This window comes from Cupriavidus sp. H18C2 (assembly GCF_049393795.1).
In the GTDB taxonomy this organism is placed as follows: domain Bacteria; phylum Pseudomonadota; class Gammaproteobacteria; order Burkholderiales; family Burkholderiaceae; genus Cupriavidus; species Cupriavidus pauculus_C.
The window spans coordinates 267076-291618 of record NZ_CP186011.1 but is presented as its reverse complement, the minus strand read 5'-3'; the positions used below and the strand labels follow the sequence as shown (position 1 = coordinate 291618).

At 70.1% G+C, this 24543-nt stretch carries 24 protein-coding genes; 12 read left to right on the top strand and 12 right to left on the bottom strand.

The window, feature by feature from the left end:
* Nucleotides 1–63 precede the first annotated feature (63 nt).
* The 6 genes from EPAKOI_RS17975 to pcaH all read right to left on the bottom strand — a co-directional run bounded on the left by EPAKOI_RS17975 (nucleotide 64) and on the right by pcaH (nucleotide 8065).
* Nucleotides 64–2757 (bottom strand): tannase/feruloyl esterase family alpha/beta hydrolase, encoded by a 2694-nt coding sequence (locus EPAKOI_RS17975; protein WP_423194175.1) that lies wholly within the window; start codon nucleotides 2755–2757, stop codon nucleotides 64–66.
* Nucleotides 2758–2905: 148 nt separating this feature from the next.
* A complete protein-coding gene (pobA, locus tag EPAKOI_RS17970; protein WP_423194174.1) occupies nucleotides 2906–4093 on the bottom strand; it encodes a 4-hydroxybenzoate 3-monooxygenase in 1188 nt (395 codons plus the stop codon).
* A 22-nt stretch (nucleotides 4094–4115) separates the two neighbouring features.
* Complete coding sequence (gene pcaD / locus EPAKOI_RS17965) at nucleotides 4116–5294, bottom strand: 3-oxoadipate enol-lactonase (protein WP_423194173.1); 1179 nt, start codon at nucleotides 5292–5294, stop codon at nucleotides 4116–4118.
* A 12-nt stretch (nucleotides 5295–5306) separates the two neighbouring features.
* Complete coding sequence (locus EPAKOI_RS17960) at nucleotides 5307–6665, bottom strand: 3-carboxy-cis,cis-muconate cycloisomerase (RefSeq protein ID WP_423194536.1); 1359 nt, start codon at nucleotides 6663–6665, stop codon at nucleotides 5307–5309.
* Nucleotides 6666–6777: 112 nt separating this feature from the next.
* Nucleotides 6778–7347: a protocatechuate 3,4-dioxygenase subunit alpha gene (gene pcaG, locus EPAKOI_RS17955; protein WP_423194172.1), complete on the bottom strand. Its 570-nt coding sequence runs from the start codon at nucleotides 7345–7347 to the stop codon at nucleotides 6778–6780.
* 4 nt (nucleotides 7348–7351) lie between these two features.
* Nucleotides 7352–8065, bottom strand: coding sequence for a protocatechuate 3,4-dioxygenase subunit beta (gene pcaH / locus EPAKOI_RS17950; RefSeq protein ID WP_124685407.1), 714 nt, complete (start codon nucleotides 8063–8065; stop codon nucleotides 7352–7354).
* A 100-nt stretch (nucleotides 8066–8165) separates the two neighbouring features.
* Here pcaH and EPAKOI_RS17945 point away from each other — a divergent pair, with 100 nt between their 5' ends.
* From EPAKOI_RS17945 to treF, 4 genes are all read left to right on the top strand, one after another.
* Nucleotides 8166–9140: a LysR substrate-binding domain-containing protein gene (locus EPAKOI_RS17945; RefSeq protein WP_423194171.1), complete on the top strand. Its 975-nt coding sequence runs from the start codon at nucleotides 8166–8168 to the stop codon at nucleotides 9138–9140.
* Nucleotides 9141–9254: 114 nt separating this feature from the next.
* On the top strand, nucleotides 9255–9812 hold the full coding sequence (locus EPAKOI_RS17940; RefSeq protein ID WP_423194535.1) for a shikimate kinase: 558 nt from the start codon (nucleotides 9255–9257) through the stop codon (nucleotides 9810–9812).
* A 127-nt stretch (nucleotides 9813–9939) separates the two neighbouring features.
* Nucleotides 9940–10716 (top strand): SDR family NAD(P)-dependent oxidoreductase, encoded by a 777-nt coding sequence (locus EPAKOI_RS17935; protein WP_124685409.1) that lies wholly within the window; start codon nucleotides 9940–9942, stop codon nucleotides 10714–10716.
* Entirely contained in the window at nucleotides 10713–12482 is a 1770-nt protein-coding gene (gene treF, locus EPAKOI_RS17930; RefSeq protein WP_423194170.1) for an alpha,alpha-trehalase TreF, read from the top strand. The genes EPAKOI_RS17935 and treF overlap by 4 nt, the downstream gene beginning before the upstream one ends.
* A gap of 266 nt (nucleotides 12483–12748) precedes the next feature.
* Here treF and EPAKOI_RS17925 read toward each other — a convergent pair whose 3' ends face one another.
* Nucleotides 12749–12802 (bottom strand): hypothetical protein, encoded by a 54-nt coding sequence (locus EPAKOI_RS17925; RefSeq protein WP_313839624.1) that lies wholly within the window; start codon nucleotides 12800–12802, stop codon nucleotides 12749–12751.
* An 82-nt stretch (nucleotides 12803–12884) separates the two neighbouring features.
* Between EPAKOI_RS17925 and EPAKOI_RS17920 the strand changes: the two genes are divergently transcribed.
* Nucleotides 12885–13262 (top strand): cupin domain-containing protein, encoded by a 378-nt coding sequence (locus EPAKOI_RS17920; RefSeq protein WP_423194169.1) that lies wholly within the window; start codon nucleotides 12885–12887, stop codon nucleotides 13260–13262.
* Nucleotides 13263–13285: 23 nt separating this feature from the next.
* Complete coding sequence (locus EPAKOI_RS17915; RefSeq protein ID WP_423194168.1) at nucleotides 13286–14035, top strand: MliC family protein; 750 nt, start codon at nucleotides 13286–13288, stop codon at nucleotides 14033–14035.
* A gap of 19 nt (nucleotides 14036–14054) precedes the next feature.
* Here EPAKOI_RS17915 and EPAKOI_RS17910 read toward each other — a convergent pair whose 3' ends face one another.
* The 5 genes from EPAKOI_RS17910 to EPAKOI_RS17890 form a co-directional block, all read right to left on the bottom strand.
* Nucleotides 14055–15020, bottom strand: coding sequence for an acyl-CoA dehydrogenase family protein (locus EPAKOI_RS17910; protein WP_423194167.1), 966 nt, complete (start codon nucleotides 15018–15020; stop codon nucleotides 14055–14057).
* A gap of 13 nt (nucleotides 15021–15033) precedes the next feature.
* A complete protein-coding gene (locus tag EPAKOI_RS17905; RefSeq protein ID WP_423194166.1) occupies nucleotides 15034–16194 on the bottom strand; it encodes an acyl-CoA dehydrogenase family protein in 1161 nt (386 codons plus the stop codon).
* 69 nt (nucleotides 16195–16263) lie between these two features.
* A complete protein-coding gene (locus EPAKOI_RS17900) occupies nucleotides 16264–17274 on the bottom strand; it encodes a Bug family tripartite tricarboxylate transporter substrate binding protein (protein ID WP_423194165.1) in 1011 nt (336 codons plus the stop codon).
* A gap of 74 nt (nucleotides 17275–17348) precedes the next feature.
* A complete protein-coding gene (locus tag EPAKOI_RS17895; RefSeq protein ID WP_124685414.1) occupies nucleotides 17349–17816 on the bottom strand; it encodes a MaoC family dehydratase in 468 nt (155 codons plus the stop codon).
* Between the two features lie 31 nt (nucleotides 17817–17847).
* Nucleotides 17848–19014: a CaiB/BaiF CoA transferase family protein gene (locus EPAKOI_RS17890; RefSeq protein WP_124685415.1), complete on the bottom strand. Its 1167-nt coding sequence runs from the start codon at nucleotides 19012–19014 to the stop codon at nucleotides 17848–17850.
* Between the two features lie 108 nt (nucleotides 19015–19122).
* Here EPAKOI_RS17890 and EPAKOI_RS17885 point away from each other — a divergent pair, with 108 nt between their 5' ends.
* The 6 genes from EPAKOI_RS17885 (at nucleotide 19123) to EPAKOI_RS17860 (ending at nucleotide 24541) form a co-directional block, all read left to right on the top strand.
* A complete protein-coding gene (locus EPAKOI_RS17885; protein ID WP_423194164.1) occupies nucleotides 19123–20016 on the top strand; it encodes a LysR family transcriptional regulator in 894 nt (297 codons plus the stop codon).
* Between the two features lie 258 nt (nucleotides 20017–20274).
* Nucleotides 20275–20439, top strand: a complete 165-nt coding sequence (gene napE / locus EPAKOI_RS17880) for a periplasmic nitrate reductase, NapE protein (protein WP_124686679.1) — start codon at nucleotides 20275–20277, stop codon at nucleotides 20437–20439.
* Nucleotides 20440–20537: 98 nt separating this feature from the next.
* Nucleotides 20538–20864 (top strand): chaperone NapD, encoded by a 327-nt coding sequence (locus EPAKOI_RS17875; protein WP_423194163.1) that lies wholly within the window; start codon nucleotides 20538–20540, stop codon nucleotides 20862–20864.
* Nucleotides 20845–23340, top strand: a complete 2496-nt coding sequence (gene napA, locus EPAKOI_RS17870) for a periplasmic nitrate reductase subunit alpha (RefSeq protein WP_423194162.1) — start codon at nucleotides 20845–20847, stop codon at nucleotides 23338–23340. The genes EPAKOI_RS17875 and napA overlap by 20 nt, the downstream gene beginning before the upstream one ends.
* Before the next feature lie 23 nt (nucleotides 23341–23363).
* Nucleotides 23364–23912, top strand: a complete 549-nt coding sequence (locus EPAKOI_RS17865) for a nitrate reductase cytochrome c-type subunit (RefSeq protein WP_253700263.1) — start codon at nucleotides 23364–23366, stop codon at nucleotides 23910–23912.
* A 29-nt stretch (nucleotides 23913–23941) separates the two neighbouring features.
* Nucleotides 23942–24541, top strand: coding sequence for a NapC/NirT family cytochrome c (locus EPAKOI_RS17860; RefSeq protein ID WP_124685419.1), 600 nt, complete (start codon nucleotides 23942–23944; stop codon nucleotides 24539–24541).
* Nucleotides 24542–24543 lie beyond the last annotated feature (2 nt).

Sequence of the window (24543 nt, the reverse complement as noted above, 5' to 3'; positions counted from 1 at the left end):
CCGCGAGCGGGATCGCCCCTTCCCCGCAACCACCGGGGCGACCCCATGCGGCAAGCGGCGGCGTCAGTGCAGCAGGCCAACCTCGAAGCGGCCCGTGGCGGTGCCGATGAGCAGGCCGCCGTTGTACAGGTACGATGCCACCACGCCGCCCGTGGCGCCAAGCACGCCCGGCACCGGCGTGTTGTACGTCAGCGTGCCCGATGCCCCGTTGCGCACGATGGCCGTGCCGTTCAGGCTGGCGTCGATCTGCGCGCCGTCGGTGGCGACGATGCGGTAGGCGCCGTCGGCCGCGCCCGCCGGCAGCCCGGACGCCGATTGCTGGGCGTAGATGTTCATGCCATACGCCGTGGCCGAGCGCGTGAGGATCACCGGCACCGGCGTGCCGTTGACCATGCCGCTGATCAGCGACCCGCTCAGCACGCCGTCACCGGCGGCGATGGTGCCGCCCACGAAGTAGTCGAACGCGTTGCGCGCGGCATTCCAGACGATGTAGCCCTTGGTGGTGTTGGTGCAGGCCGCGTCGTAGACGATGAAGCCGCCGCCCGCGCCCGCCGCGCACGTCTGCCACGTGGCCGCCGACGACCGCAGCCGCGCCGACCCCGTGCGCACCGTGACCGCGCCATCGGCCACGGCTGTCTGCACGCCATTCACGTTGTAGATGTCCGCCACCTGCTTGTAGTCGGCCGACACGTTCTGGAACGCCACCATCGGCAGGAAGCTGCCGCCCGACACGGGCCGCACACCGCCCGCCAGCACGCCGCCGCCGGTGAGCGTAAACTGGGCGCCGTTCTCGTCGCTGGCGTAGGTGCAGCCGCCCTGCGAGACCAGCTGGCCGGTCCAGGCCGTGGCCGCCGCGCGCTGGGCGCTGGCGTCGATGGTCACCGTGTACTTGAGCGTGGCCGGATCGATCCGCACCGACAGTTCCTCGCCGTGGGTGTTGCCGCCCTTCCACGTGGTAGCCACCGACGGCAGGTTCAGACACGACTGGACGATGCCCGAGGCGCCTTCGCACGTGTAGTTCACCGCGGCGTCAGCGCTGCCGGTGCCCTTGTACTTGGGCCACGACGGGTACTGGCACAGCGGCCGCGTGCGCCCGTAGGTGCCGGCATTGGTGTCCATCACCTCGCGCGTGCCCGGCGCCACGCCCATCTCGACCCAGTTTTCGAGCGCGGTCAGCGAATTCCACGCCGGCAGGAAGCTGCCCGTGCCGTGGCCCATGCCGGGCACCGTGTAGAACCGGATGCCCTGGTCCACGGCCGGCTGGCCAACCCGCGCGATCACGGCCTTGTACCAGGCGATGGTCGAGTTCGGGCTGATGACCTCGTCGGCCAGGCCGTGCAGCATGATCAGCCGGCCGCCCTTGCCCAGGAACGCCGACAGGTCCGGGTTGGTCGCGTCGGTCAGCGCCGACACCGCCTGCACGCGCGACGTCCAACTACCCGGGCTGGCCGGGTCGAATGTCAGCGCGTCGAACGTGGCGTTGCGCGTGACGAAGAACTTGACCCACTGGTCGCCCGTCACGTACATGTTCGCGTCAGCCGTGGTGGCCGGGTTGCCGGGCACCGCGCGCGTGCCCAGGTCGCGCGTGGTGAACGGTCCCGCCACCAGCGCGCCTTCCAGCAGGTTGTAGCCGCCGGCCACGGTCACGCCGTTGGCCAGCGGATAGTTGAGCTGCAGCGGCTGCTCGGTGGTCTTGACCGTCGCGATCTGCGCGTCGGACAGGCAGGTGTCGCCAGTGTCGGCCCCGCCCACGCAGCGCAGGCTGGCCAGCACCTGCATCGCGCCGACGCGGCAGCCTTCCACGTTGCTGACGACCTTGTCGGCCACGCCGTCCAGCGTGTCGCAGGCATCCATCGCGGCCTTCTGCACCAGCAGCGTCTTGTTGATGTTGAGCCAGCCCGCGCCACCGTTCAGGTACAGCGCGCGGCCCACGGCCACGTTCGACAGCCGCGTGCCCGTGTAGTTGAGCGCCGGTTCGTTGGCGATCACGCCGTCATAATCGGCCGGCCAGCGCTGGATGTAGCTCAGCGCGTCGCGCCCGCCCGTCGACGTGCCCAGGAAGTAGGCGCGCGTGGGCGCCTTGCCGTAGCGCTGCTGGATCAGCGCCAGCGCCACGTCATGGGTCTTCTTGAGCGTATCGCCGCCGTAGTTGGTCAGCGCCTCGTCGTTGGTGGCAAAGCGGCCATCGGTGATGCTGGTGCTCTGGTGGCCCGAATCGTCGCCCCAGGTGGCATAGCCGCGCGACAGCGGCGCGGGATCGTCGGGCAGCGCAAAGCGCACGGTCTCGGTGCCGTCGATCAGCGTGCCGTCGAAGCCGCCGCCGCCGAACTGGATGCCCTTGCCGTTCCACTGGGTCGGCAGGTTCACCGCGAAGTTGATGCTGGGCGACGAGCCGTCGACCGGCGCAATCGCGCCGCGCACCTGGCAGTACTCGCCCAGCGTGTTGCCGGTGGCATCGGCCGCGATCAGCGTCGCCTTGGTGACGCTGGCGCCGCTGGTGGGCAGGGCCAGGCTCGATGCGGGCAGGCTGACGCCGTTCAGCGCGTTGCAGGCTTCCAGTGCGCTCAGTACCGGCGTGGCCGGGTTGCCGGGGTTGGCCGGGTCGCCGCCCTGCCCGCCGCTGCCGCTGCCGCTGCCGCTGCCGCCATTCGATGCGGCCGGCGCATCGTCGCCACCGCCGCAGGCCGCCAGCAGCAACGCCGTCGCGCATGCGGCAGCCAGCCGCCACGTGCGGCGGCCATGGATTCGGGATGTCATCAGTTGTCTCCTCCAGTGCAGCCGGTACTTGTGCCGGCATGCTGGAGCGAGACGGTATCACCGGGGAGGGGCCACGTAAAATATATGCCGGCTCACGTATCCATATGGACGACATATGGATCTGCGAGTGGCCGCCCGGCCGCCGCGACTAGCGTGGCAGCCCGACGTAGTTCTCTGCCAGGGACCGGCACGCGGCCTCCGAACCCACCAGGTAGTCCAGTTCAGCCTGCTGGATGCGGTGCGCGAACGCGTCAGCGTCGGGAAACCGGTGCAGCAGCGACGTCATCCACCACGAGAAGCGCTCGGCCTTCCATACCCGCCGCAGGCAGGTCTCGGAATACTGGTCGAGCCCGCGGCGGTCGCCGTCGCGATAGTGGGCCACCAGACCGTCGGCCAGGTACACCACGTCGCTGGCGGCCAGGTTCAGCCCCTTGGCGCCGGTGGGCGGCACGATATGCGCGGCATCGCCAGCCAGGAACAGCCGGCCGAACCGCATCGGCTCGCACACAAAGCTGCGCAGCGGCGCGATGCTCTTCTCGATGCTGGGCCCCGTGACCAGCGCCTCGGCGGCGGGCGCGTCGAGCCGGCGGCGCAGTTCGTCCCAGAACCGCGCGTCGGACCACGCCTCGGGTTGCTCGGTGGCCGGCACCTGCACGTAGTAGCGGCTACGCGTCTTCGACCGCATGCTGCACAGCGCAAACCCGCGCGGATGGCTGGCGTAGATCAGTTCGTCGGCCACCGGCGGCGTGTCGGACAGCACGCCAAGCCAGCCGAACGGATATACCCGCTCGAACACCTGTGTGGCGGTGGCCGGCACGCTGGCGCGGCTGACGCCATGAAAGCCGTCGCAGCCGGCGATGAAATCGCACGCTACCTCATGCATGGCGCCGGCCTTGCGATAGCGCACGCGCGGCCGCTGGCCGTCAAAGTCGTGCAGCGACACCTCTTCGGCGTCGTAGACGGTCGGCATGCCGCTGGCCTGCCGCGCGGCCATCAGGTCGCGCGTGACCTCGGTCTGGCCATACACGGTGACGTCGCGTCCGATCAGCGCGTGAAAGTCGATACGGTGCCGCGCGCCGCCAAACGACAGTTCGATACCGTGGTGCACCAGCCCTTCGCGGCGCAGCCGCGCATCCACGCCCGCGCGTGCCAGCGCGTCCACGGTGCCGCATTCGAGGATGCCGGCACGGATGCGGGCCAGCACGTGTTCCGGGCTGCGCCGCTCGATGACAATGTTGTCGATGCCCGCCACGGTCAGCAACTGGCCGAGCAGCAGCCCGGCCGGGCCGGCGCCGACGATGGCGACCCGTGTGGAAGTGGAGCCGTTGGCGGCCATGGCGTCTCCTGGGATGGACCGCTCAGCCGCGCCCGGCATCGATCTCGGCGAAGACTTCCCCGGCCATGTGGAACGCCGAATTGGCCGCCGGCACGCCGCAGTAGATGGCGGTCTGCAGCAACACCTCCTTGATTTCGTCGCGCGTCACGCCGTTGTTGGCGGCCGCGCGCAGGTGGAGCTTCAACTCCTCGGACCGGTTCAGCGCCACCATCATCGCAATCGTGACCAGGCTGCGCGTATGGCGCGGCAAGCCCTCGCGCGTCCAGATCTCGCCCCAGGCATAGCGCGTGATCAGGTGCTGGAATTCCTCGTTCAGCGGCGTGAGTTTCTGCAGCGACCGATCGACATGGGCGCAGCCCAGCACCGCGCGCCGCACCGACAGCCCGGCGTCGTAGCGCGCGTGGTCGTCGGTCACCGGCAGCCGCCCCAGCACGAAATCGAGCACCGCCGCCGTGAAGCGGCCCGGCTGTTCGCGGTTCGACAGATGCGCGGCGGGCAGCTCCACGTAGCGCGCGTCGGGAATCGCCTCGGCCAGCGCCCGGCCCTCGGCAGCCGTGGTCGACGGATCGTCGCGGCCGGCAATCACCAGCACCGGCACGCCGATGGCCTTGACCGCCTCGCGCAAGTCCGCATCGCGCAGCGCCGTGCAGCCCAGCGCGTAGCCGCGCGGGTCCAGCCCCGCCAGCACGGCGCGCAGGTCGGCGATGGCAGGGCCGGCCGTGCGCCGGAAATCCTCGGTAAACCAGCGCCCGAGAGACGCGTCCACCAGCGGCCCCATGCCGTCGCACAGCACGCCGTCGATGCGCGCGGCCCACGACTCGGCCGTGCCAATCCGGGGCGCCGTGTTCGCCACGATCACGTGCGAGAAGCGCTCGGGCGCCCGCGCCGCCAGCCACTGGCCGATCAGCCCGCCAATCGACAGCCCGCAGAACACGGCCCGCTCCACGCGCAGCGCATCGAGGATGGCCAGCACGTCGCCGCCCAGCACGTCCACGGTAGTCTGCGTGGCGTCGGTCACCGAGCGGCCGTGGCCGCGCATGTCGTGCCGCACCACGCGGAAGCGGCCGGCCAGCGCGTCCACCTGCGGTTGCCACATCGTGTGGTCGGTGCCCATCGAGTTCGAGAAGACGATGACGGGCGCGGTGTCGGGGCCGTCGACGGTGTAGAACAGCCGGGCGCCGGCGTGGTCGAGGTAGGGCAAGGTTGTCTCCAGTCAGTCTTGTTGTCGTGATGCGCGCGCCTGCCGCCACGCGGCCACGGCGGCATCGGCAAACGGCGCCGATTGGCCTGCGTACGCGGCCGGGTCGCCCAGGCGGTCGAGCGTGGCGGCGTCCAGCAAGCCGCGGTGCGCGGGATCTTCATCGAGCGTCTGCGCCAGCGCGTCGCGCAGCGTGGTGCCGTCGGCCACCGCGCGACGCGACGCCTGCTCGACCACGTGATGGGCCGGCAGCCGGCCAATGCGCCGGCCGAGTTCGAGCATCGCCGCCTCGCCCAGGATCAGCCCGCGCGTGAGATCGAGATTGGCCCGCATGCGCGCGGCGTCCACCTGCAGGCCGGCCACCACGTCGCCCATCTGCCGCAACGCGCCGGCGGCCAGCGTCACGATCTGCGGCAGCGTGTCCCATTCCGCCTGCCAGCCGCCGAGCGCGCGTTCGTGCTCCTGCGTCATGCCGGCCAGCATCGTCGCCACCAGCGGCGGCACGCGCACGGCGGCCGTCAGCACGGCGGCACAGCCGACCGGGTTGCGCTTGTGCGGCATCGTGCTCGATCCACCGCGCCCGGGGGCCGATGGCTCGGCCACTTCGGCCACCTCGGTCTGCATCAGCAGCGAGATGTCGCGCGCGATCTTGCCCAGCGTGCCGACCAGCAGGCCCAGCGTGGTCGCCACCTCGGCCAGGCGGTCGCGGTGCGTGTGCCACGGCAGCGCCGGCAGATCGAGCGTCAGCGCCTGCGCCAGCGCGCCGGCCACGGCCGGGGCATCGTCGCCCAGGCTGGCCAGCGTGCCGGCCGCGCCGCCGAACTGGAGCGTGCGGGCCTGGGCGCGCGCCGCATCCAGCCGTGCCAGGTGGCGGCGCAGCGCATCGAGCCAGCCCGCCGCCTTCAGGCCGAACGTGGCGGGCAGCGCGTGCTGCAGCCAGGTGCGGCCCACCATCGGCGTGTCGCGATGCGCGGTGGCCAGCGCCGCGCAGGCATCGCCCAGCCGCAGCAGGCCGGCGTCGATCTCGTGCAGCGCGTCGGCCAGTTGCAGCACCAGCGCGGTGTCGATGATGTCCTGGCTCGTGGCGCCCCAGTGGACGTAGCGGCCCGCCTCGGCATCGCGCCGGGTCACGGCGGCCGTGAGCTGCTTGACGAAGGGTATGGCGAGATTGCCGGCGGCATCGGCATCGTGGGCCAGCGCGTCGAGGTCGATGACGCCCGCGTCGGCGCACACCTGCGCGATGACGTCGGCGGCGGCGGTGGGGATGACGCGCACCTGCGCCTCGGCCCGGGCCAGCGCGGCTTCCACGTCGAGCATGCGGCGTACCGTGCCGGCATCGGAGAAGATTGCCAGCACGGCGGGGCTGCCGGACATCGGGTCGGTCAGGCGTGAATAGGTAGGCATGGTCGGTTTGGGGGCGAACCGCTCGTCGAATGCGATTTTGCTGCAAATCCCGACGCCGGTGTTTCCCGGTGCCGGGCGTGCGTCAGATGTCGAAGAACACGGTTTCGCCCGGGCCCTGCAGCACGACGTCCCAGCGATATTGCCCCGCACCATCGGCCTGCGCCACCAGCGTTGCACGCCGGTCAGCCGGCACGCACGCCAGCACGGCATCGGCGCCGTGCGCGGCGGCGTCTTCGGGGAAGTAGAGCCGCGTGGACACATGCCGCACCAGCCCGCGCGTGAAGACCGACACGACGATATGCGGCGCCTGCGGCCGCCCGTCGCCATCGGGCACGGCGCCCGGCTTGACCGTGGTGAAACGGAACGCGCCGTCGGGCCCGGTCGGCACGCGGCCGAAGCCGGTAAAGCCGGCGGTCAGCGGCAGTTCGCGCGCATCGTCGGGGTGGCGGTAGCGGCCGGCCGGGTTGGCCTGCCAGATTTCGACCATACCGTCGGGCACGGGCTGGCCCAGGCCATCGAGCACGCGGCCTGCGATCACGATGCGCTGGGCGGCCAGGTCGTGGGCGTCGGCGGTCAGGTCGGCGCAGTTCAGCGCGGTCAGGCCGATATGCAGGTACGGGCCGACGGTCTGCGAAGCGGTGGCGTAGAGCATGGCGTTACTCCATCGGCGTGGCATCGCGGCCGCGCAGCACGATATCGAAGCGGTACCCCAGCGCGTACTCGGGCGCCGTGGTCTCCCAGTCGAACGCGGCCACCAGCCGGTTGCGCGCCTTGTCGTCGGGCACGCACTGGAAGATCGGGTCGTAGTCCAGCAGCGGGTCGCCGGGGAAGTACATCTGCGTCACCAGCCGCGTGGCATAGGCATTGCCGAACAGCGAGAAGTGGATGTGCTGGGGCCGCCAGGCGTTGTGGTGGTTGCGCCAGGGATAGGCGCCGGGCTTGATCGTCTTGAACTGGTAGTGGCCGCTGGCGTCGGTGATGGTGCGGCCTTCGCCCGAGAAATACGGGTCGAGCGGCGCGTCGTGCTGGTCGCGCGGATGCGTGTAGCGGCCGGCGGCATTGGCCTGCCAGATTTCGATCAGCGCGTGGGGCACTGGGCGGCCGTTCTCGTCGAGCACGCGGCCGGTCACCAGGATGCGCTCGCCGATGGGCTCGCCGCCGTGGCCGACGGTCAGGTCGTTGTCGCCTTCCCGGACGAATTCGGGGCCGAAGGTCGGGCCGGTGACCTCGGACAGCGACTGCGGCAGCGCGATCAGCGGCTGGGCCGGCGCGCGAAGCTGCGTGGAGGCGTAGGGGTCGAAGCGATAGTCGGGCTGGGTGTTCCAGTACGGACGGCGGTACTGGGCGGGGCGGCCAGGGCGTGGGGGCATCGCGCTGTCTCCGGTATGGGTGGGGTCGATGGGCACGACTGTATGGCGCACCAGAATTCATGTAAATTGAGTTCTTGCGTGACAACGATGAATTTCCGTTATGCAACGGCCGCCCCCGCCCCCTGCCCCCGCCCTCTCTATCCCATCCGCCGATGCCTTCCGCAGCCGCGTCCGCCTGCGCCACCTGCACTGCTTCGTGGCCGTCGCGCGCACGCAGCACCTTGGCCGCGCGGGCGATCAGCTTGGCCTGACGCAGCCCGCTGTTTCCAAGACGCTGACCGAACTGGAGGATCTGGTCGGCACGCGGCTGCTGGTGCGGCAGCGCGCTGGCACGGAGTTGACCGCGGCCGGCATGCGCTTCCTGCGCCACGCGCTGCGCGTGATCGAGGACCTGGACGCCGCCGCAGACAGCGTGGCCGGCCGCGACGCCCCGCGGCACGAACGCATCCGCATGGGCGCCCTGCCCAGCATCGTGCCGGCGCTGCTGGTGGACGCCGTGGCGGCGTTTCGCGCCAGCCATCCCGAGGTGGGCCTGGCCGTGCAGAGCGGCATGAACCGCACGCTGATCGACCTGCTCAAGGCCGACGTGCTGGACGTGGTGATCGGCCGCATGGACGACCCCGCCGCGATGGAGGGCCTGTGGTTCGAGTCGCTGGCCGCCGAGCCGCTGGTGCTGGCCGTGCGCGCGGGCCATCCGCTGGCCAGCCAGCCCCGCCCGACGATGGCCGACGTGCTGGCGTGGCCGCTGGTGGTGCCTGCCGTCGGATCGATCCCGCGGCACAGCACCGAAAGCCTGCTGGCGCGGCACGGTTTCACGCTGCCGCCGGGCTGCCTGGAGACCGCCGACGCCTACCTGGGCCGCCTGCTCGTGCAGCAGGGCGACAGCGTCTGGGCCGCGCCGCTGTCCGCCACGCGGCGCGCCGTGGCCGCCGGCGAACTGGCGCGGCTGCCCATCGACACGCACGGCACCGAGGAACCGATCGGCCTGCTGCGCCGGGCCGACCGCACGCCGGGCCCGCTGGCCGAGGCGCTGGCCGAGACCATCCGCCGCATCGCCGCCGGGCGCCAGCCATGACGGGGGCGGCGTAGTCTGCCATTACGTGCTACCGTGACGCATCGGCACGGCACGCTGCGGCGCACACACGTGGACTCCCCTTCCGACTCGGGCAACCTCTTCTTCATCGGCTTCATGGGCGCCGGCAAGACGACGATCGGCCGCACCGTCGCGCGCCACCTGGACCGGCCGTTCTTCGACACCGACCATGAGATCGAGTCGCGCTGCGGGGTGTGCATCACGACGATCTTCGAGCTGGAAGGCGAGGAAGGATTCCGCCGACGCGAAACGCGCGTGCTCGACGACCTGTCGCGGCGCAGCGGCATCGTGCTGGCCACGGGCGGCGGCATCGTGACGCGCCCCGAGAACCGCGAGATGCTGCGCACGCGCGGCCACGTCATCTACCTGGACGCCGCGCTGCCCGAGCTGTGGCGGCGCGTGCGGCGCAACCGCAACCGTCCGCTGCTGCAGGTGGAAAACCCGCGCGCGCGGCTGGAGGCGCTGTTCTGCGAGCGCGATCCGCTCTATCGTGAAATCGCCCACCTGATCATGCCGGCCCACGCCGGCACCGTGGCGCAGGCCGCGGCCAGCGTGCTGGCCCAGCTTGGGCTGGCCGCCGCCATCCCGTTCGATGCCGAGCTGTCGCCCGACGCCGCCACCCACCCTGCCACCGACCCCGCGCCGCACGATTGAGCCATCGGCCGACAGCGTTTTCGGCGCCCGCCGACAGCGGCGCCACGGGCGCTGCGCAGCACGGCGCACGGTTTGAACTTCGCGCCGGGCACGCGGCTCTGACGGGAATACGGCACGGAGACTCACCATGCAACTGCAAGGCAAGACAGCGCTGGTCACGGGCGGCGCGGGCGGTATCGGCAGGGCCATTGCGCTGCGGCTGGCGCGCGAGGGGGCGGACGTGGTGGTGGCGGTGCACCGGCATGACGCCGATGCCGACGAGACCGCCGACGGCGTGCGCGCCGCCGGGCGCCGCGCCCACGTGGTGGCCGGCGACATCGGCAACGTGGCGCAGGCGTTTGCGCTGGTCGACGCGGCCGTGCAGGCGGTGGCCCCGTCAGGCAGCCTCGACATCCTCGTCAACAACGCCGGCGTGGAGGTGCGCGCGCCGTTTGCCGACGTGACCGAGGCCGACTACGACCGCGTGCTCGACACCAACCTCAAGGGCCCGTTCTTCCTGACCCAGCGCTTCGTCAGGCACCGGCTGGACCGCAAGCTGGGCGGCAAGGTCATCAACATCAGCTCGGTGCACGAGGACCTGCCGTTCCCGCACTTCACAAGCTACTGCGCCAGCAAGGGCGGCCTGCGGATGATGATGCGCAACCTTGCCATCGAACTGGCGCCGGCCGGCATCACCGTCAACAACATCGCGCCCGGCGCGATCCAGACGCCGATCAACCGCAAGCTGATGGCCAGCCCCGACCAGCTGCAGTCTCTGCTGACCAATATCCCGCTGGGCCGGCTGGGCCAGCCCGAGGAAGTGGCCGGGCTGGTGGCCTACCTGGCCAGCGCCGACGCGGACTACATCACGGGCGCCACGCTCGTCATCGATGGGGGACTCCTCTGGAACTATGCGGAACAATGACGCCCCACCCGCCGGCCGCGTGCCGCACGTTGCCGCGCGCACCGCGCCGGCCCAGGCTGACGCCACGCCGCGCCCCGCCGCCAGCGACGCCGGCACGGCCCCCCCGGCTGACGCACTGCCACGCGCACGCGCCGTCCATCACCCACCTGCCCACGCCCGCGCCATGCACGCTGCCGGGCTGCCACGATGCGGATACGGTGTCGCCGGCCGAGCGCTACGCCGAGCTGTTCGTCGACGTGCAGTCCAGTGGCATGTTCGCCGACAGCAAGACGTTTCCGGACTGCATCCCGCTGGCGCCGCCCGAGACGATCCTGGCCTGCTACCGCGAGCAGCGCGACGCGGACGGGTTCTCGCTCGAAGCGTTCGTGCGCACCTATTTCGCGCGCGAGACGGTGCCGGACGACCACTACGAATCGAACCCGGATAACTCGCTGCGCGAGCATATCGACGGCCTCTGGCCCGTGCTGACGCGCGAGCCCGCCGAGCATCCGCCGCTGTGCTCGCTGCTGCCGCTGCCCCGGCCGTACGTGGTGCCGGGCGGCCGCTTCCGCGAGCTGTACTACTGGGATTCGTACTTCACGATGCTGGGCCTCTCTGCCAGCGGCCGGCACGACCTGCTGCGCGCGATGGCCGACAACTTCGCCTACCTGCTGGACACCTACGGACTGGTGCCGAACGGCACGCGCACGTACTACCTGAGCCGGTCGCAGCCGCCGGTGTTCGCCCTGATGACGGGCCTGTTCGAGGACCAGGGCGTGGACGCGGCCGTGCGCTACCTGCCGCAACTGGCGCGCGAGTATGCGTTCTGGATGGACGGCGTGGGGCACCTGCAGCCGTGCCAGGCGCATCGCAGGCTGGTGCGGCTGCCCGACGGCGCGTACCTGAACCGCTACTGGGACGACCGCGCCCATCCGCGCGAGGAAGCCTACCTGGAAGATGTCGACACGGCGCGCCGCGCCAGCCGGCCCGCCCACCTGGTGTTCCGGGACCTGCGCGCGGCGGCCGAATCGGGCTGGGACTTCAGCTCGCGCTGGTGCGAGCCCGACCCGGTGGCCGGGCAGGCCGCCTGCGACCTGGCGACCATCCGCACCACGGCTATCCTGCCCGTGGACCTGAACGCGCTGCTCTGGTACACCGAATGCCGCCTGGCGGAACTGAGCGAGCGGTCCGGCGACGCTGACGCCGCCGCGCGCTACCGCGAGGCCGCCGAACGCAGGCGGCAGGCCATCGCCGCCATCATGTGGGACGACGGCGTCGGCGCGTTCACGGACTTCGACTGGCACCGCGGCACGGCGCGCCCGCACCTGAGCGCCGCCACGCTGATGCCGCTGTTCCTGGGTCTGGCCACGCCAGCACAGGCGGCGCGCGTGGCCGACGCGGTATCCGCCCGGCTGCTGGAGGAAGGCGGGCTGGCCACGACCGAGATCGACTCCGGCCAGCAATGGGACCGCCCTAACGGCTGGGCGCCGCTGCAGTGGGTAGGCATCATCGGGCTGCGGAAGTACGGCTTCGACGCGCTGGCCGACGACATCGCCCAACGCTGGCTGCGCACGGTCGGCAGCCTCTATGCATCGGAATACAAGCTCGTGGAGAAATACCGGCTGCAGCGGCGCAGGTCCGGCAGCGCCGAAGGCGGCGGGGGCGGCGAGTATCCGCTGCAGGACGGCTTTGGCTGGACCAACGGCGTGGTCAGCGCGCTGCTGGCGCTGTACCCGGCCGATCCGGCCCGCCACAGCCGGGCGGGCCAGCCGGCGCCGGCGGGGTGAGCGGGCGGTGGAACGGGCGGGGAACCCCGCGCCGACGTCGACATTCGGAATCGCGTTCCTTTGTTCAGAATTCGACAATGCACTGCGGCAAATGCTGGCGACTGTTCCTGAAACGCCAATAACTCACATGAGTTATTGGCGCATCCGCCGCCGGCCCTCACACTAGCCGGAGGGTCATTCGACACGACCCTAAACGACTTGGCAACTCTTACTACCCCGGCGATCCCGCGCGTCGGGGTATTTCTTTTTGGGACGGCAAACCTGCCCTACGCATCCGCCCAGCGCCGCAGCAGGTTGTGATAGACGCCCGTCAGGCCGATGACCGATGCGTGGGTGTGGCCCAGTTCGGCCGATTACACTGGCGGCTTCCCGGACTGACCGGGTATCCAGATTTCTCGATTTATGCAGCCGACATCACCTGTCTCCCTGATCGACTTCCGCGCCGATCCCACGCCCGCCCACGACAACCCGCGCCCGGACCGGCTGGTGACTGGCAACCCCGACCGCACCACGTGGACGCACTACAGCGCGGCCCAGGGGGATTTCGACTGCGGAATCTGGGGGTGCGAACCGGGCGCGTGGCGCATTGCCTTTCCGGCCGGCAAGGAAGAGTTTTTCCACGTGATCAGTGGCCGGCTGCGGATCACCAGCCATACTGGAGACGCCCGCGAGTTCGGGCCGGGCGATGCCTGCGTGATTCCCGCGGGCTTCGAAGGCGTGTTCGAGGTCATCGAAACCGTCCGCAAGCATTTCGTCGTGATCGACCGCAACGCGGGCTAAGCCGGCCCGCAGGAGCCCCTGCCATGCCAAGCTGTGCCGCCGTCCCGCTTGCCGCGTCCCGCGCCCTCGCCACCCTGACGACCTTCGCAGTGCTTGCCGCGTCCGGCCCCGCCGCGTTCGCGCAAGGCAATCCGTCGGCACCGCCGGCACAGGAAGCCGCGCCGCCTGCCGCCTCCGCGCCCCGGCCGGCCCGGCCCGTGGCCGTGACGCCGAGTTTCGACTGCAAGAAGGCGGAAGGACAGGTCGAGCAGCTGGTCTGCAAGGACACCACGCTGGCCCGACTCGACCGCGAGACCACGCGGCTCTATGGCCTGGCGCTCGATGCCCGCTCACTGCCCACGGCGCAGAAGAAAACGCTGCTGGCCGAGCAACGGGGCTGGGTCAAGGGCCGCAACGACTGCGCGCAGGCCGACGACGCGCCCAACTGCATCGCCACCACCTACCTGCGCCGGATCTATGACCTGCGCCATGGCTACGCGGGCGCCCGCACGCAGGATGATCGCGGCATCAGCCGGGGGCCGTTCAATATCCGGTGCGGGGGCGTGGACGCGGTCATCGCGGGCACCTTCGTGCAGACCGATCCCGGCTATGCCTATCTGCGCTGGCTGGACCAGCAGGTGGTGCTGCGGCAGACGCCGGCGGCATCCGGCGCGCGCTACGCCGCGACGCTCAAGGATGGTGAAGCGCTGTTCTGGGACAAGGGCCCCGACGCGCTGCTGACCCTGCCCGGCAAGCCCGACATGCAGTGCCGCGTGGAGATGGCGGCCCACTGAGCCGCCCCCCTTTAGGCCGTCAGGCCGCCTCGCCGCTCCAGCGCCGCAGCAGGTCGACGGTGCCGCCCCCGGCGTCGCACGCGGCCTGGCCGATTTCCCGCGCCCAGTAGCGTTCCGAGCCATCGGCCACGCGCCAGGCGTGGAGCCGTCGCGTCAGCAATTGCAGGTCGTATTCCTCGGTGATGCCGATGGCGCCGTGCACGGCGTGGGCCATCGACGTGACCGGCCCCACCGCGTCGCTGGCGTTGCACTTGGCGATGGCCGCGTCCATGCGCGACGGGCGCCTGCCGGGGCCGCCGAACGCCAGCTGCACGGCCATCCGCACCATCGCCACCTGCTCGGCCATCACGCTGATCTGGTGCTGGATGGCCTGGAACTTGCCGATGGCCCGGGCAAACTGCTCACGGTCGTTGGCGTACTGGAGCGTCATGTCGAAGACGCGCGCGATGGCGCCGGCCATCTGCGCCGCGTGCAGCGCCGCGCCCACCGTGCGCAGCGTGCCGGGCGCCAGCGCGAACGTCGCGGCGGCCGGGCAGGCCACGCTGACCGTCAGGTCGCCATGCACGCCGGTCGGCGCCACGTCGGCGGCGTCGCGCGGCACCAGCCACGCCCGGTCCGCATCCTGCGCCAGGAACCAGCGCGCCGCCGCGCCGTCGGCAACCTGCGCGCGAGGCTGGCCGTCCAGGCAGGCCAGTGCGACGGGGCCGTCCGGCACCTCGCGCTTGGCCTCGTCCAGCAGCGCGCGCGCGAACATCGTCTGCGCCAGCGGCAGCGGCACCACGTACTGGCCGGCCAGCGACAGCATCGGCAGCACATCCGACAAGGACAGGCCCGCGTCAGGCCGCAGGCTGTCGGCAAAGCCGCTGGCGTCGAGCCGCGCCCAGAGCGGCGCGGCGTCGCCACCGGCCTCGATGGCGCGTATCACGGCCGGCCCGCAGTGGTCGCGCAGCACGGCTTCGAGCGCGTCGGCGTAGAGGTTGTCCATTCCGCTCTCCATGTCAGCGCAGCCCCAGCCCGCGCGCGATCATGCCGCGCAGGATCTCGCGCGTGCCACCGCGCAGCGAATAGGTCGGCGATATCTGGCTCACGTAGGCGGCCGTGCGATAGAGGTCCGCATTGCCGGCCAGCGCCGGGTCGTCGCCCAGCGCGGCCTCGGCCAGCGCGCCGATCGACTGTTCCAGTTCGGTGCCCAGGTCCTTGACCAGCGCCGCCTCGACGAGCGGGCTCTTCCCCGCAGCCAGCCGCGCCGTCACGGCCAACGACATCGCGCGCAACGCTGCCAGCCGCGCCAGGATCTGGCCGACGGCCACCGTGTCGCGCCGAGCGGGCGGCAGGCCGCGCAGCGCCGCGAGCCAGGCGTCCAGCAGCACCACGCTCGAATACAGCCGCTCCGGGCCGCTGCGCTCGAACGCCAGTTCCGCGTTCACCTGTTCCCAGCCGGCGCCTTCCTGGCCGACCAGCGCGTCAGCCGGCAGGTGGACGTCATCGAACGCAACTTCCGAGAAATGCGCGTCGCCGGCCAGGTCGCGGATCGGCCGCACCGTCACGCCGGGCAGCGACAGGTCGACGATCACCTGCGACAGCCCGCGCTGCCGGTCGCCCGCATCGCCCGACGTGCGCACCAGCGCCAGCATGTAGTGGCAGCGGTCGGCATTGGTCGTCCAGATCTTGCGCCCGTTGAGCCGCCAGCCGCCATCGGGCAGCGGCACGGCGCGCGTGGTCACGCTGGCCAGGTCCGATCCCGCGTTTGGCTCGCTCATGCCGATGCAGAAGAACGCCTCGCCACGGCAGATGCGCGGCAGGTAGTGCGCGCGCTGCGCGTCGGAGCCGTAGCGCAGGATCAGCGGGCCGCTCTGGCGGTCGGCGATCCAGTGCGCGGACACCGGCGCGCCGCACGCGAGCATTTCCTCCACGAGCACGAAGCGCGAGAACGCGTCGAGCCCCGCGCCGCCGTACTGCGCCGGCAGCGTGATGCCGACCCAGCCGCGCCGGGCCAGCGCGCGGCTGAAGCCGGCGTCGAAGCCCATCCACGAACGCGCCCGCACGTCGGGCGGCGTGGGGGGCAAATGCTCCCGAAGGAACGCCTTGACCTCCTGCCGCAACGCGGCGGCGGGGCCCGGCAGCGCGGTCAGCGCGAACGTGCCAAACAGCGGATGCAATGTGGACTCCTGGCGGCTAAGCGTGGCGATGGGCAGCGATGGGCAGCGATGGGCGGCGATGATCGGCGGTCAGTCGAGCGTCACGCCCGAGTCCTTGACCACCTTGCCCCAGCGGTCGATTTCCTGCGCGACGTAGCGGCCGTACGCCTCGGGCGTGGACCCGCGCGGCTCGGCGCCCTGGGCGGCCAGGCTGGCGCGCACGTCGGCCGATGCCAGCGCCTTGGTCACGGCCGCGTTGAGCCGCTGGACGATCTCGGGCGGCGTTCTGGCGGGCACCATCATGCCCTGCCACGCGCCCACCTCGAACCCCTGCATGCCCGATTCGGCCAGCGTCGGCACGTCGGGCAACTGCGCGCTGCGCGTGGCGCTGGTCACGGCCAGCGCCTTCATGCGCTTGTCGCGGATGAATGGCAGCGACGAGTTGATCGTATCGGTCATGAACTGCACCTGCCCGCTGGCCAGGTCCGTCAGCGCCGGCGCGCTGCCCTTGTACGGCGCGTGCACCGCGTCGAGCCCGTTGGCCTGCAGGAACAGGAACGCGGCCAGGTGCGTGACGTTGCCGTTGCCGGCCGATCCGTACGTCATCTTGCCCGGATGCGCCTTGAGCCACGCCACGAACTCCGGCACGGTGCTGGCCGGCACCTGCGCGTTCACTTCCAGCACCAGCGGCACGTTGGCGGTCATCGCCACGGGCAGCAGGTCGCGCCGCACGTCGTAGGGCAGCTTCTTGTACAGCGCCGGGCTCAGCGCGATGGACGACGTGTTGTACAGCACCGTGTAGCCGTCGGCCGGTGCCTTGGCGACGATCTCGTTGCCGATGTTGCCGTTGGCGCCGGGCCGGTTGTCCACCAGCACCTGCTGGCCCAGTTCGTCCGACATCTTCCGGGCGATCACGCGCGACACGAGGTCCGTGGGGCCGCCCGGCGGGAACGGCACCACGAGCCGGATCGGCTTGTCGGGATAGGCAGCGTGCGCGGGCATGGCGCCCAGTGCCAGGCTGCAGGCGGCCACGGCGGCCAGCCCCTTGCGGGCCAGCGCCGACAGCGGCAGGCGCCGGGCGGTGATGCGTGGTATTGGCATGGTTGTCTCCTCCGGTGAATACCGTTGGCGCCGACGGCGTGTCCCCGCCGCTGGCGTCCGTGCGCGCCGGGCGCCTAGGCTTCGCGCCCCGCCAGCAGCCGGCGCGCGGTGTACGTCATGACCCGTTCGTCGCGCTGGTTGAAGACCTCGATCGACGAATCGACCACGGCGCGGCCGCTTTTCGACGTGGGGCGGATGCCGGTCACGGTCACGCGGGCGCGGATGGTGTCGCCAACCAGCACCGGCGCGTGGATCTGCTGCGTCAGTTCCAGCATCGCCAGCCCGGTGCCCTGGATCATCGTCTGCAGGATGAAGCCCTCGATCAGCGCGTACGTCAGCGCCGCCGGCACGGGGCGGCCCTTGATCGCGCCGCCCGCGTAGCCCGATTCGATGAAGATGGCCTCCAGCATGCCCGTCACCGAGATGAAGTTGACGAGGTCGGTCTCGGTCACGGTGCGGCGGAACGTCTCGAAGACCTGCCCGGTCTCGATGTCCTGCCAGTAGTAGCCCTGTCCCAGGCGTTGCGGTTGCGGCTGTGTCATGCGTGTCTCCTGTTGTGAGTCGGCCAAGGGGTCAGCCCAGCGCCGCGATCTCGTCGTCGCTGAGTCCGATGCTGCCCAGCACCTCGCGCGTGTGCTCGCCCAGCCGGGGCGGCACGCCGGCATGGGCGCGCTGGCCGTCAAAGCGCACCGGCGCCCCCGGAAAGCGCAGCGTGCCCATGGCCGGGTCCTGCACCGCATCGAAAAAGCCGGTGGCGCGCAGGTGCGGGTCGTCGACAAGTTCGTCCAGGCCGTTGACGCGGGCCACCGGGATCTGCAGTCCTTCGCAGAGTTCGATCCAGTCGGCGGTGTCGCGCGCCCGCACCAGCTCGCCGGTGATCTCGTAAAGCGTCTCGATATGGCGCGTACGCGCGGCGATGTCGGCAAAGCGCGGGTCGGCGGCCAGGTCGTCGCGGCCGGCCGCGCGGAAGAAGTCGCGCCAGTGCGCGTCGGTGTACGGCATCATGCAGACGTAGCCGTCGGCGGTCTGGTACGGCCGGCGCAGCGGCGCCAGCACGCGCGGATAGCCGGCCTGCGCGCGCGGCGGGTCGAAATGCTGGCCGTACAGGTGCTCGACCAGGTTGAACGCCACCATCGACTCGAACATCGGCACCTCCACCATGCCGCCCTGCCCGCCATTGCGCGCGCGGCCGGCCAGCGCGGCCGAGATCGACAGCGCGGCCACCAGGCCGCTGGTCTTGTCGGCCGCAATCGTCGGGAAGTAGCGTACGGTGCCGGTCTGCGCGGCCATCAGCGCGGCATTGCCGCACAGGCCCTGGATGATGTCGTCGTAGGCGGGCCGGCCGCCGTACGGGCCGTCCTCGGCAAAGCCAAGCAGGCTGACGTAGACCAGTTGCGGATGGCGCGCCATGACGCTGGCCGGGTCCAGGTCCAGCTTGCCCAGCTTCTGCGGGCGCATGCTGTGCAGGAACACGTCGGCCGTATCCAGCAGCCGGTGCAGCGCAGCCTGCGCGGCCGGCTGCTTCAGGTTCAGCACCACGCTTTTCTTGCTGCGGTTGACGCCCAGGAAGATCGCGGACATGCCTTCCTCGGTGGCCGGGCCGGTGCGGCGCGTGGAATCGCCATCGGGGGTTTCCACCTTGATCACCTCGGCGCCAAGGTCGGCCAGCCACTGGCTGGCATAGGGGCCCATCACGACCGTGGACAGGTCGATGACGCGGATACCGGACAGGGGCAGCATCGCGGGGGGTCTCCTTGTTTCTGGAATCGAATGGGCCCCAGCGTAGCCCCGCGCGGCGCTTGCGTCTAATATTCCTTTTTTAGGAACCGATATCCAGACAGTATCGCCATGGACCTGCGCCAGCTCCAGCAATTCGTCGTGCTCGCCGAGACCGGCAACTTCCACCGGGCGGCCGAGCAGCTCCACATGGCGCAGCCGCCGCTGTCGATCTCGATCCGCAAGCTGGAGGCGTCGCTGGGCACGCCGCTGTTCCTGCGGACCACGCGCGGCGTGCGGCTGACCCAGGCCGGCGAGGCCGCGCTGGACGACGCCCGGCGCGCGCTGTTCCACGCCGCGCAGGTGCGGGCGGCCGCGCAGTCCGCCGCGCACGGCGAGCGCGGCGCGCTGCGCATCGGCTTTGTCGGCTCGGCCACCTACGCGCTGCTGCCGCGGCTGATCCCGGCCTTCCGCGAGGCCCATCCCGGCATCGAGCTGATCCTGCACGAATCGACCTCGGCGTCGATCCTGGAGCGGATCGGGCGCGGCCTGCTCGACGCCGGGCTGGTGCGGTTCCCGATCCTCGACAGCGGCCCGTTTCAGCTACTGCCACTGGAATCGGACACCTTCATGGCCGCCGTGCCGGCCGACAGCCCGTACGCCGCGCACGACAGCATCGCGCTGAAGGCGCTGGCCGCCGAGCCGTTCATCATGCATCCCCATGCCGATGTGCCCAACCTGCGGGCCGTGGCGATGCTGCTGTGCCAGCAGGCCGGCTTCGTGCCGCGCATCGCCCAGGAGGCCGTGCAGGTGCAGACCATCGTCAGCCTGGTGGAAAGCGGGCTGGGCGTGGCGCTGGTGCCGGGCGTCACGGCGCGGTACACCACGCGGCGGGTGCGCTTCCTGCGACTGTCCAGCCCCCGGCCGGCGGCCCGCATCGGCATCGCGCTGGCCACGCAGCAGGATGCCGACGACCGCCATGTCCAGCGCTTTATCGCGGTGGCGCAGCGGCTGGCCAAGGAATAGCGGCGGGGCGACGGTGTCGACCGGGCGGCACCCGCGACCCGCGCTTCGATTTCTTTCAGGACGACCCAGAAGAAATTCAGATCACGGCGTGACAGCATCGCGGCGCCATACCGGTGCGCGCCGCGATTCAGGCTGGCGGCGCATGACCCCCAGTCAGAGCCGAACTTGTCCGCATCTGCGGTCCGGGTGCATGTCTTGACACTCGGCGTAGCCATTCCTTTAATGAGTACGCATTCCCGAGCACAGGCCGAGGAGATCATGGACCCGCGCAGCGTTGACGATCCCCAGCGCAAGAAGGAAGAGGTGCGCAGCTTTCTGTTTCTGACGGCCGTGATGGTGCCGGTGCTGTCCGTGATCATCGTGGCCGGCTACGGCTTCATCGTCTGGATGAGCCAGCTCATCAGCGGCCCGCCCACGCATTAACAGGACCGCCAGAAAGCACAGCCTCGGCAGAATTGGCCCAAAGTCCAATTGCCATCGAGAAGAAAACCTGCAAAAGCAGTCTTGTCAGGAGTCGACGCATGCCTGAAAGACGTTCCATCCCCATCCAGCCGGCCGCCCCGGACGACGAGTGGCATATCGCCGGCATCATGGTCTTTGCCCAGCCGGGCCAGCTTGACCGCGTGCGCCATGCCATCGACGCCATGACCGGGGTCGAAGTCCACGCCGTCAGCGACGCCGGCAAGCTCGTGGTGACCGCCGAGGCCCCCACCTCGCAGGCCATCGTCGCCCAGCTCACCTGCCTGCACCAACTGGAAGGCGTGGTATCCGCCACGCTGGTCTACCAGCACAACGAAGACGCCGCAGCCATGCACGAGGAGATTGCCGATGTCAGTCACGCGCCGTGATTTCATCAAGCAGACGGCCATCGCGGCAACCGCCTCCGTGGCGGGTATCCCGGTGCCTGGCGAGGCCGCCAATTTCGTCACCGACAGCGAAGTCACCAAGCTGAAATGGTCGAAGGCGCCCTGCCGCTTCTGCGGCACCGGCTGCGGCGTGACCGTGGCCGTGCGCGACAACAAGGTGGTGGCCACCCAGGGCGACCCGCAGTGCGAGGTCAACAAGGGGCTGAACTGCGTCAAGGGCTACTTCCTGTCGAAGATCATGTACGGCCAGGACCGGCTGACCCGCCCGCTGCTGCGCATGAAGAATGGCAAGTACGACAAGAACGGCGAATTCGCGCCCGTGAGCTGGGACCAGGCGTTCGACGAGATGGAGCGCCAGTTCAAGCGCGTGCTCAAGGACAAGGGCCCGACGGCGGTCGGCATGTTCGGATCGGGCCAGTGGACGATCTGGGAGGGCTACGCCGCGTCCAAGCTGATGAAGGCCGGGTTCCGCTCGAACAACATCGACCCGAACGCGCGCCACTGCATGGCGTCGGCCGTGACCGGCTTCATGCGCACCTTCGGCATGGACGAGCCGATGGGCTGCTACGACGACTTCGAGGCCGCCGACGCCTTCGTGCTGTGGGGCTCGAACATGGCCGAGATGCACCCGATCCTCTGGACCCGCATCACCGACCGGCGCCTGAGCCACCCGAAGACCCGCGTGGCGGTGCTGTCCACGTTCACGCACCGGTCGTTCGACCTGGCCGACCTGCCGATCATCTTCACCCCGCAGACGGACCTGGCGATGCTGAACTACATCGCCCACCACATCATCCAGACCAACCGCGTCAACAAGGACTTCGTCAACAAGCACACGGTGTTCAAGGAGGGCGTGACCGACATCGGCTACGGCCTGCGGCCGGACAACCCGCTGCAGAAGGCCGCCAGGAATGCCGGCAACCCGACCGACGCCAAACCGATCACCTTTGACGAATTTGCGAAGTTCGTCTCGAAGTACGACGCCAACTACGTCAGCAAGCTTTCCGGCGTGCCCAAGGACAAGCTCGAACAACTGGCCGAGCTGTACGCGGACCCGAACGTCAAGGTCATGTCGCTGTGGACCATGGGCTTCAACCAGCACACGCGCGGCACGTGGGTCAACAACATGGTCTACAACGTCCATCTGCTGACCGGCAAGATCGCCACGCCGGGCAACAGCCCGTTCTCGCTGACCGGGCAGCCATCGGCGTGCGGCACCGCGCGCGAGGTGGGCACCTTCGCCCACCGGCTGCCGGCCGACATGGTCGTGACCAACCCCAAGCACCGCGCGGAAGCCGAGCGCATCTGGAAGCTGCCCGCCGGCACCATCCCCGACAAGGTGGGCTACCACGCCGTGCTGCAGAACCGCATGCTCAAGGACGGCAAGCTCAACGCCTACTGGGTGCAGGTCAACAACAACATGCAGGCCGCCGCCAACATGATGCAGGAGGGGCTGCCCGGCTACCGCAACCCGGACAACTTCATCGTCGTGTCCGACGTCTACCCCACGGTCACGGCCCTGTCGGCCGACCTGATCCTGCCCAGCGCCATGTGGGTGGAAAAGGAAGGCGCCTACGGCAACGCCGAGCGCCGCACACAGTTCTGGCATCAGCTTGTGGACGCCCCGGGCGAGGCGAAGTCCGACCTGTGGCAACTCATGGAGTTTTCCAGGCGCTTCAAGATCGAGGATGTCTGGCCCGCCGACCTGATCGCCAAGCAGCCCGACGTGCGCGGCAAGACGCTGTTCGACGTGCTGTTCCGCAACGGCAACGTCGACAAGTACCCGCTCAAGGAGACCAACAGCGGCTACAACAACGCCGAGGCCAAGGTCTTCGGCTTCTATGTGCAGAAGGGACTGTTCGAGGAATACGCGGCGTTCGGGCGCGGCCACGGCCATGACCTGGCCCCGTTCGATGCCTACCACGAGGCGCGCGGGCTGCGCTGGCCCGTGGTCAACGGCAAGGAAACGCGCTGGCGCTACCGCGAGGGCAGCGACCCGTACGTCAAGGCCGGCACCGGCTATCAGTTCTACGGCAATCCCGACGGCAAGGCCGTGATCTTCGCCCTGCCCTACGAGCCGCCGGCCGAGGCGCCGGACAAGGAGTACCCGTTCTGGCTGGCCACGGGCCGCGTGCTCGAACACTGGCACTCGGGCTCGATGACGCGCCGCGTGCCGGAGCTGTACCGCGCGTTCCCGAACGCGGTGTGCTTCATGCATCCGGAAGATGCGCGCGCGATGGGCCTGCGGCGCGGCGTGGAGGTGGAGGTGGTGTCGCGGCGCGGCCGCATGCGCACCCGCATCGAGACCCGGGGCCGCGACGCGCCGCCGCGCGGCCTGGTGTTCGTGCCGTGGTTCGACGCCAGCCAGCTCATCAACAAGGTCACGCTGGACGCCACCTGCCCGATCTCGCTGCAGACCGACTTCAAGAAGTGCGCGGTCAAGATCGTCAAGGTCTGACCGACGGCCACCAAGGAGACGCCATGGAAGCAGACGCCCTGAAAGCCAGCCGGCACCGCGCCACGTGGCTGGTGTTCGCCGCCTGGCTGCTGGTCGCGCTGGTCACGCTGCTGGTGCCGCCGGCCGGCGCGCAGGGGCTGGTCGACGCGATGCGCGGCCCCACCCCGGTCGGCGACGAGGCCAAGGCGCCGCTGCTGTACCCCACCGAGAACAAGGACATCCGCCGCACGCGCAACTACACCATGCAGCCGCCCACGATCCCGCACAAGATCGACGGCTACCAGCTCGACAAGGACTTCAACCGCTGCATGTTCTGCCACGCGCGCACCAAGACCGAGGAAACCGGCGCCATCCCGGTCAGCATCACGCACTACATGGACCGCGACAACAACGTGCTGGCCGAGGTGTCGCCACGGCGCTATTTCTGCACCCAGTGCCACGTGCCGCAGGCCGACGCCAAGCCGCTGGTCGGCAACTCGTTCGTCGACGTGGAGACCATGCTGAGGCGTGCCGGCGGCGAGAAAGGGGCCAAGGGCGGCAACGCCCGGGCGGGCACCACGAGCACCAAGTAACCACACGGCCGCACCGACCGGGGCAAGCGATGACGGGCAGATTCTGGGATCTCATCAAGCGGTACTGGCGCACCATCAACCGGCCCAGCGCGTACTTCAGCCTGGGCTTCCTGACGGTGGGCGGCTTCATCGCCGGCGTGCTGTTCTGGGGCGCGTTCAACACGGCGCTGGAGCTGACCAACACCGAGCAGTTCTGCACCGGCTGCCACGAGATGCGCGACAACGTGTACCAGGAACTGCAGGGGACGATTCACTTCACCAACCGCAGCGGCGTGCGCGCCAAATGCTCGGACTGCCACGTGCCGCACAACTGGACCAGCAAGATGGCGCGCAAGATGCAGGCGTCCAAGGAAGTCTGGGCCAAGATCTTCGGCACCGTGGACACGCGCGAGAAGTTCCAGGCCCACCGCCTGACGCTGGCGCAGCACGAATGGGCGCGCTTCAAGGCCAACGATTCGCTCGAATGCCGCAACTGCCACGACTACCAGTCGATGGACTTCACGCGCCAGAGCCCGCGCGCGCAGGCCATGCATTCCACCTACCTGGCCAACAAGGAGAAGACGTGCATCGACTGCCACAAGGGCATTGCGCACCGGCTGCCCGACGTGGCCAAGGCCCAGGAGCCGTAGCG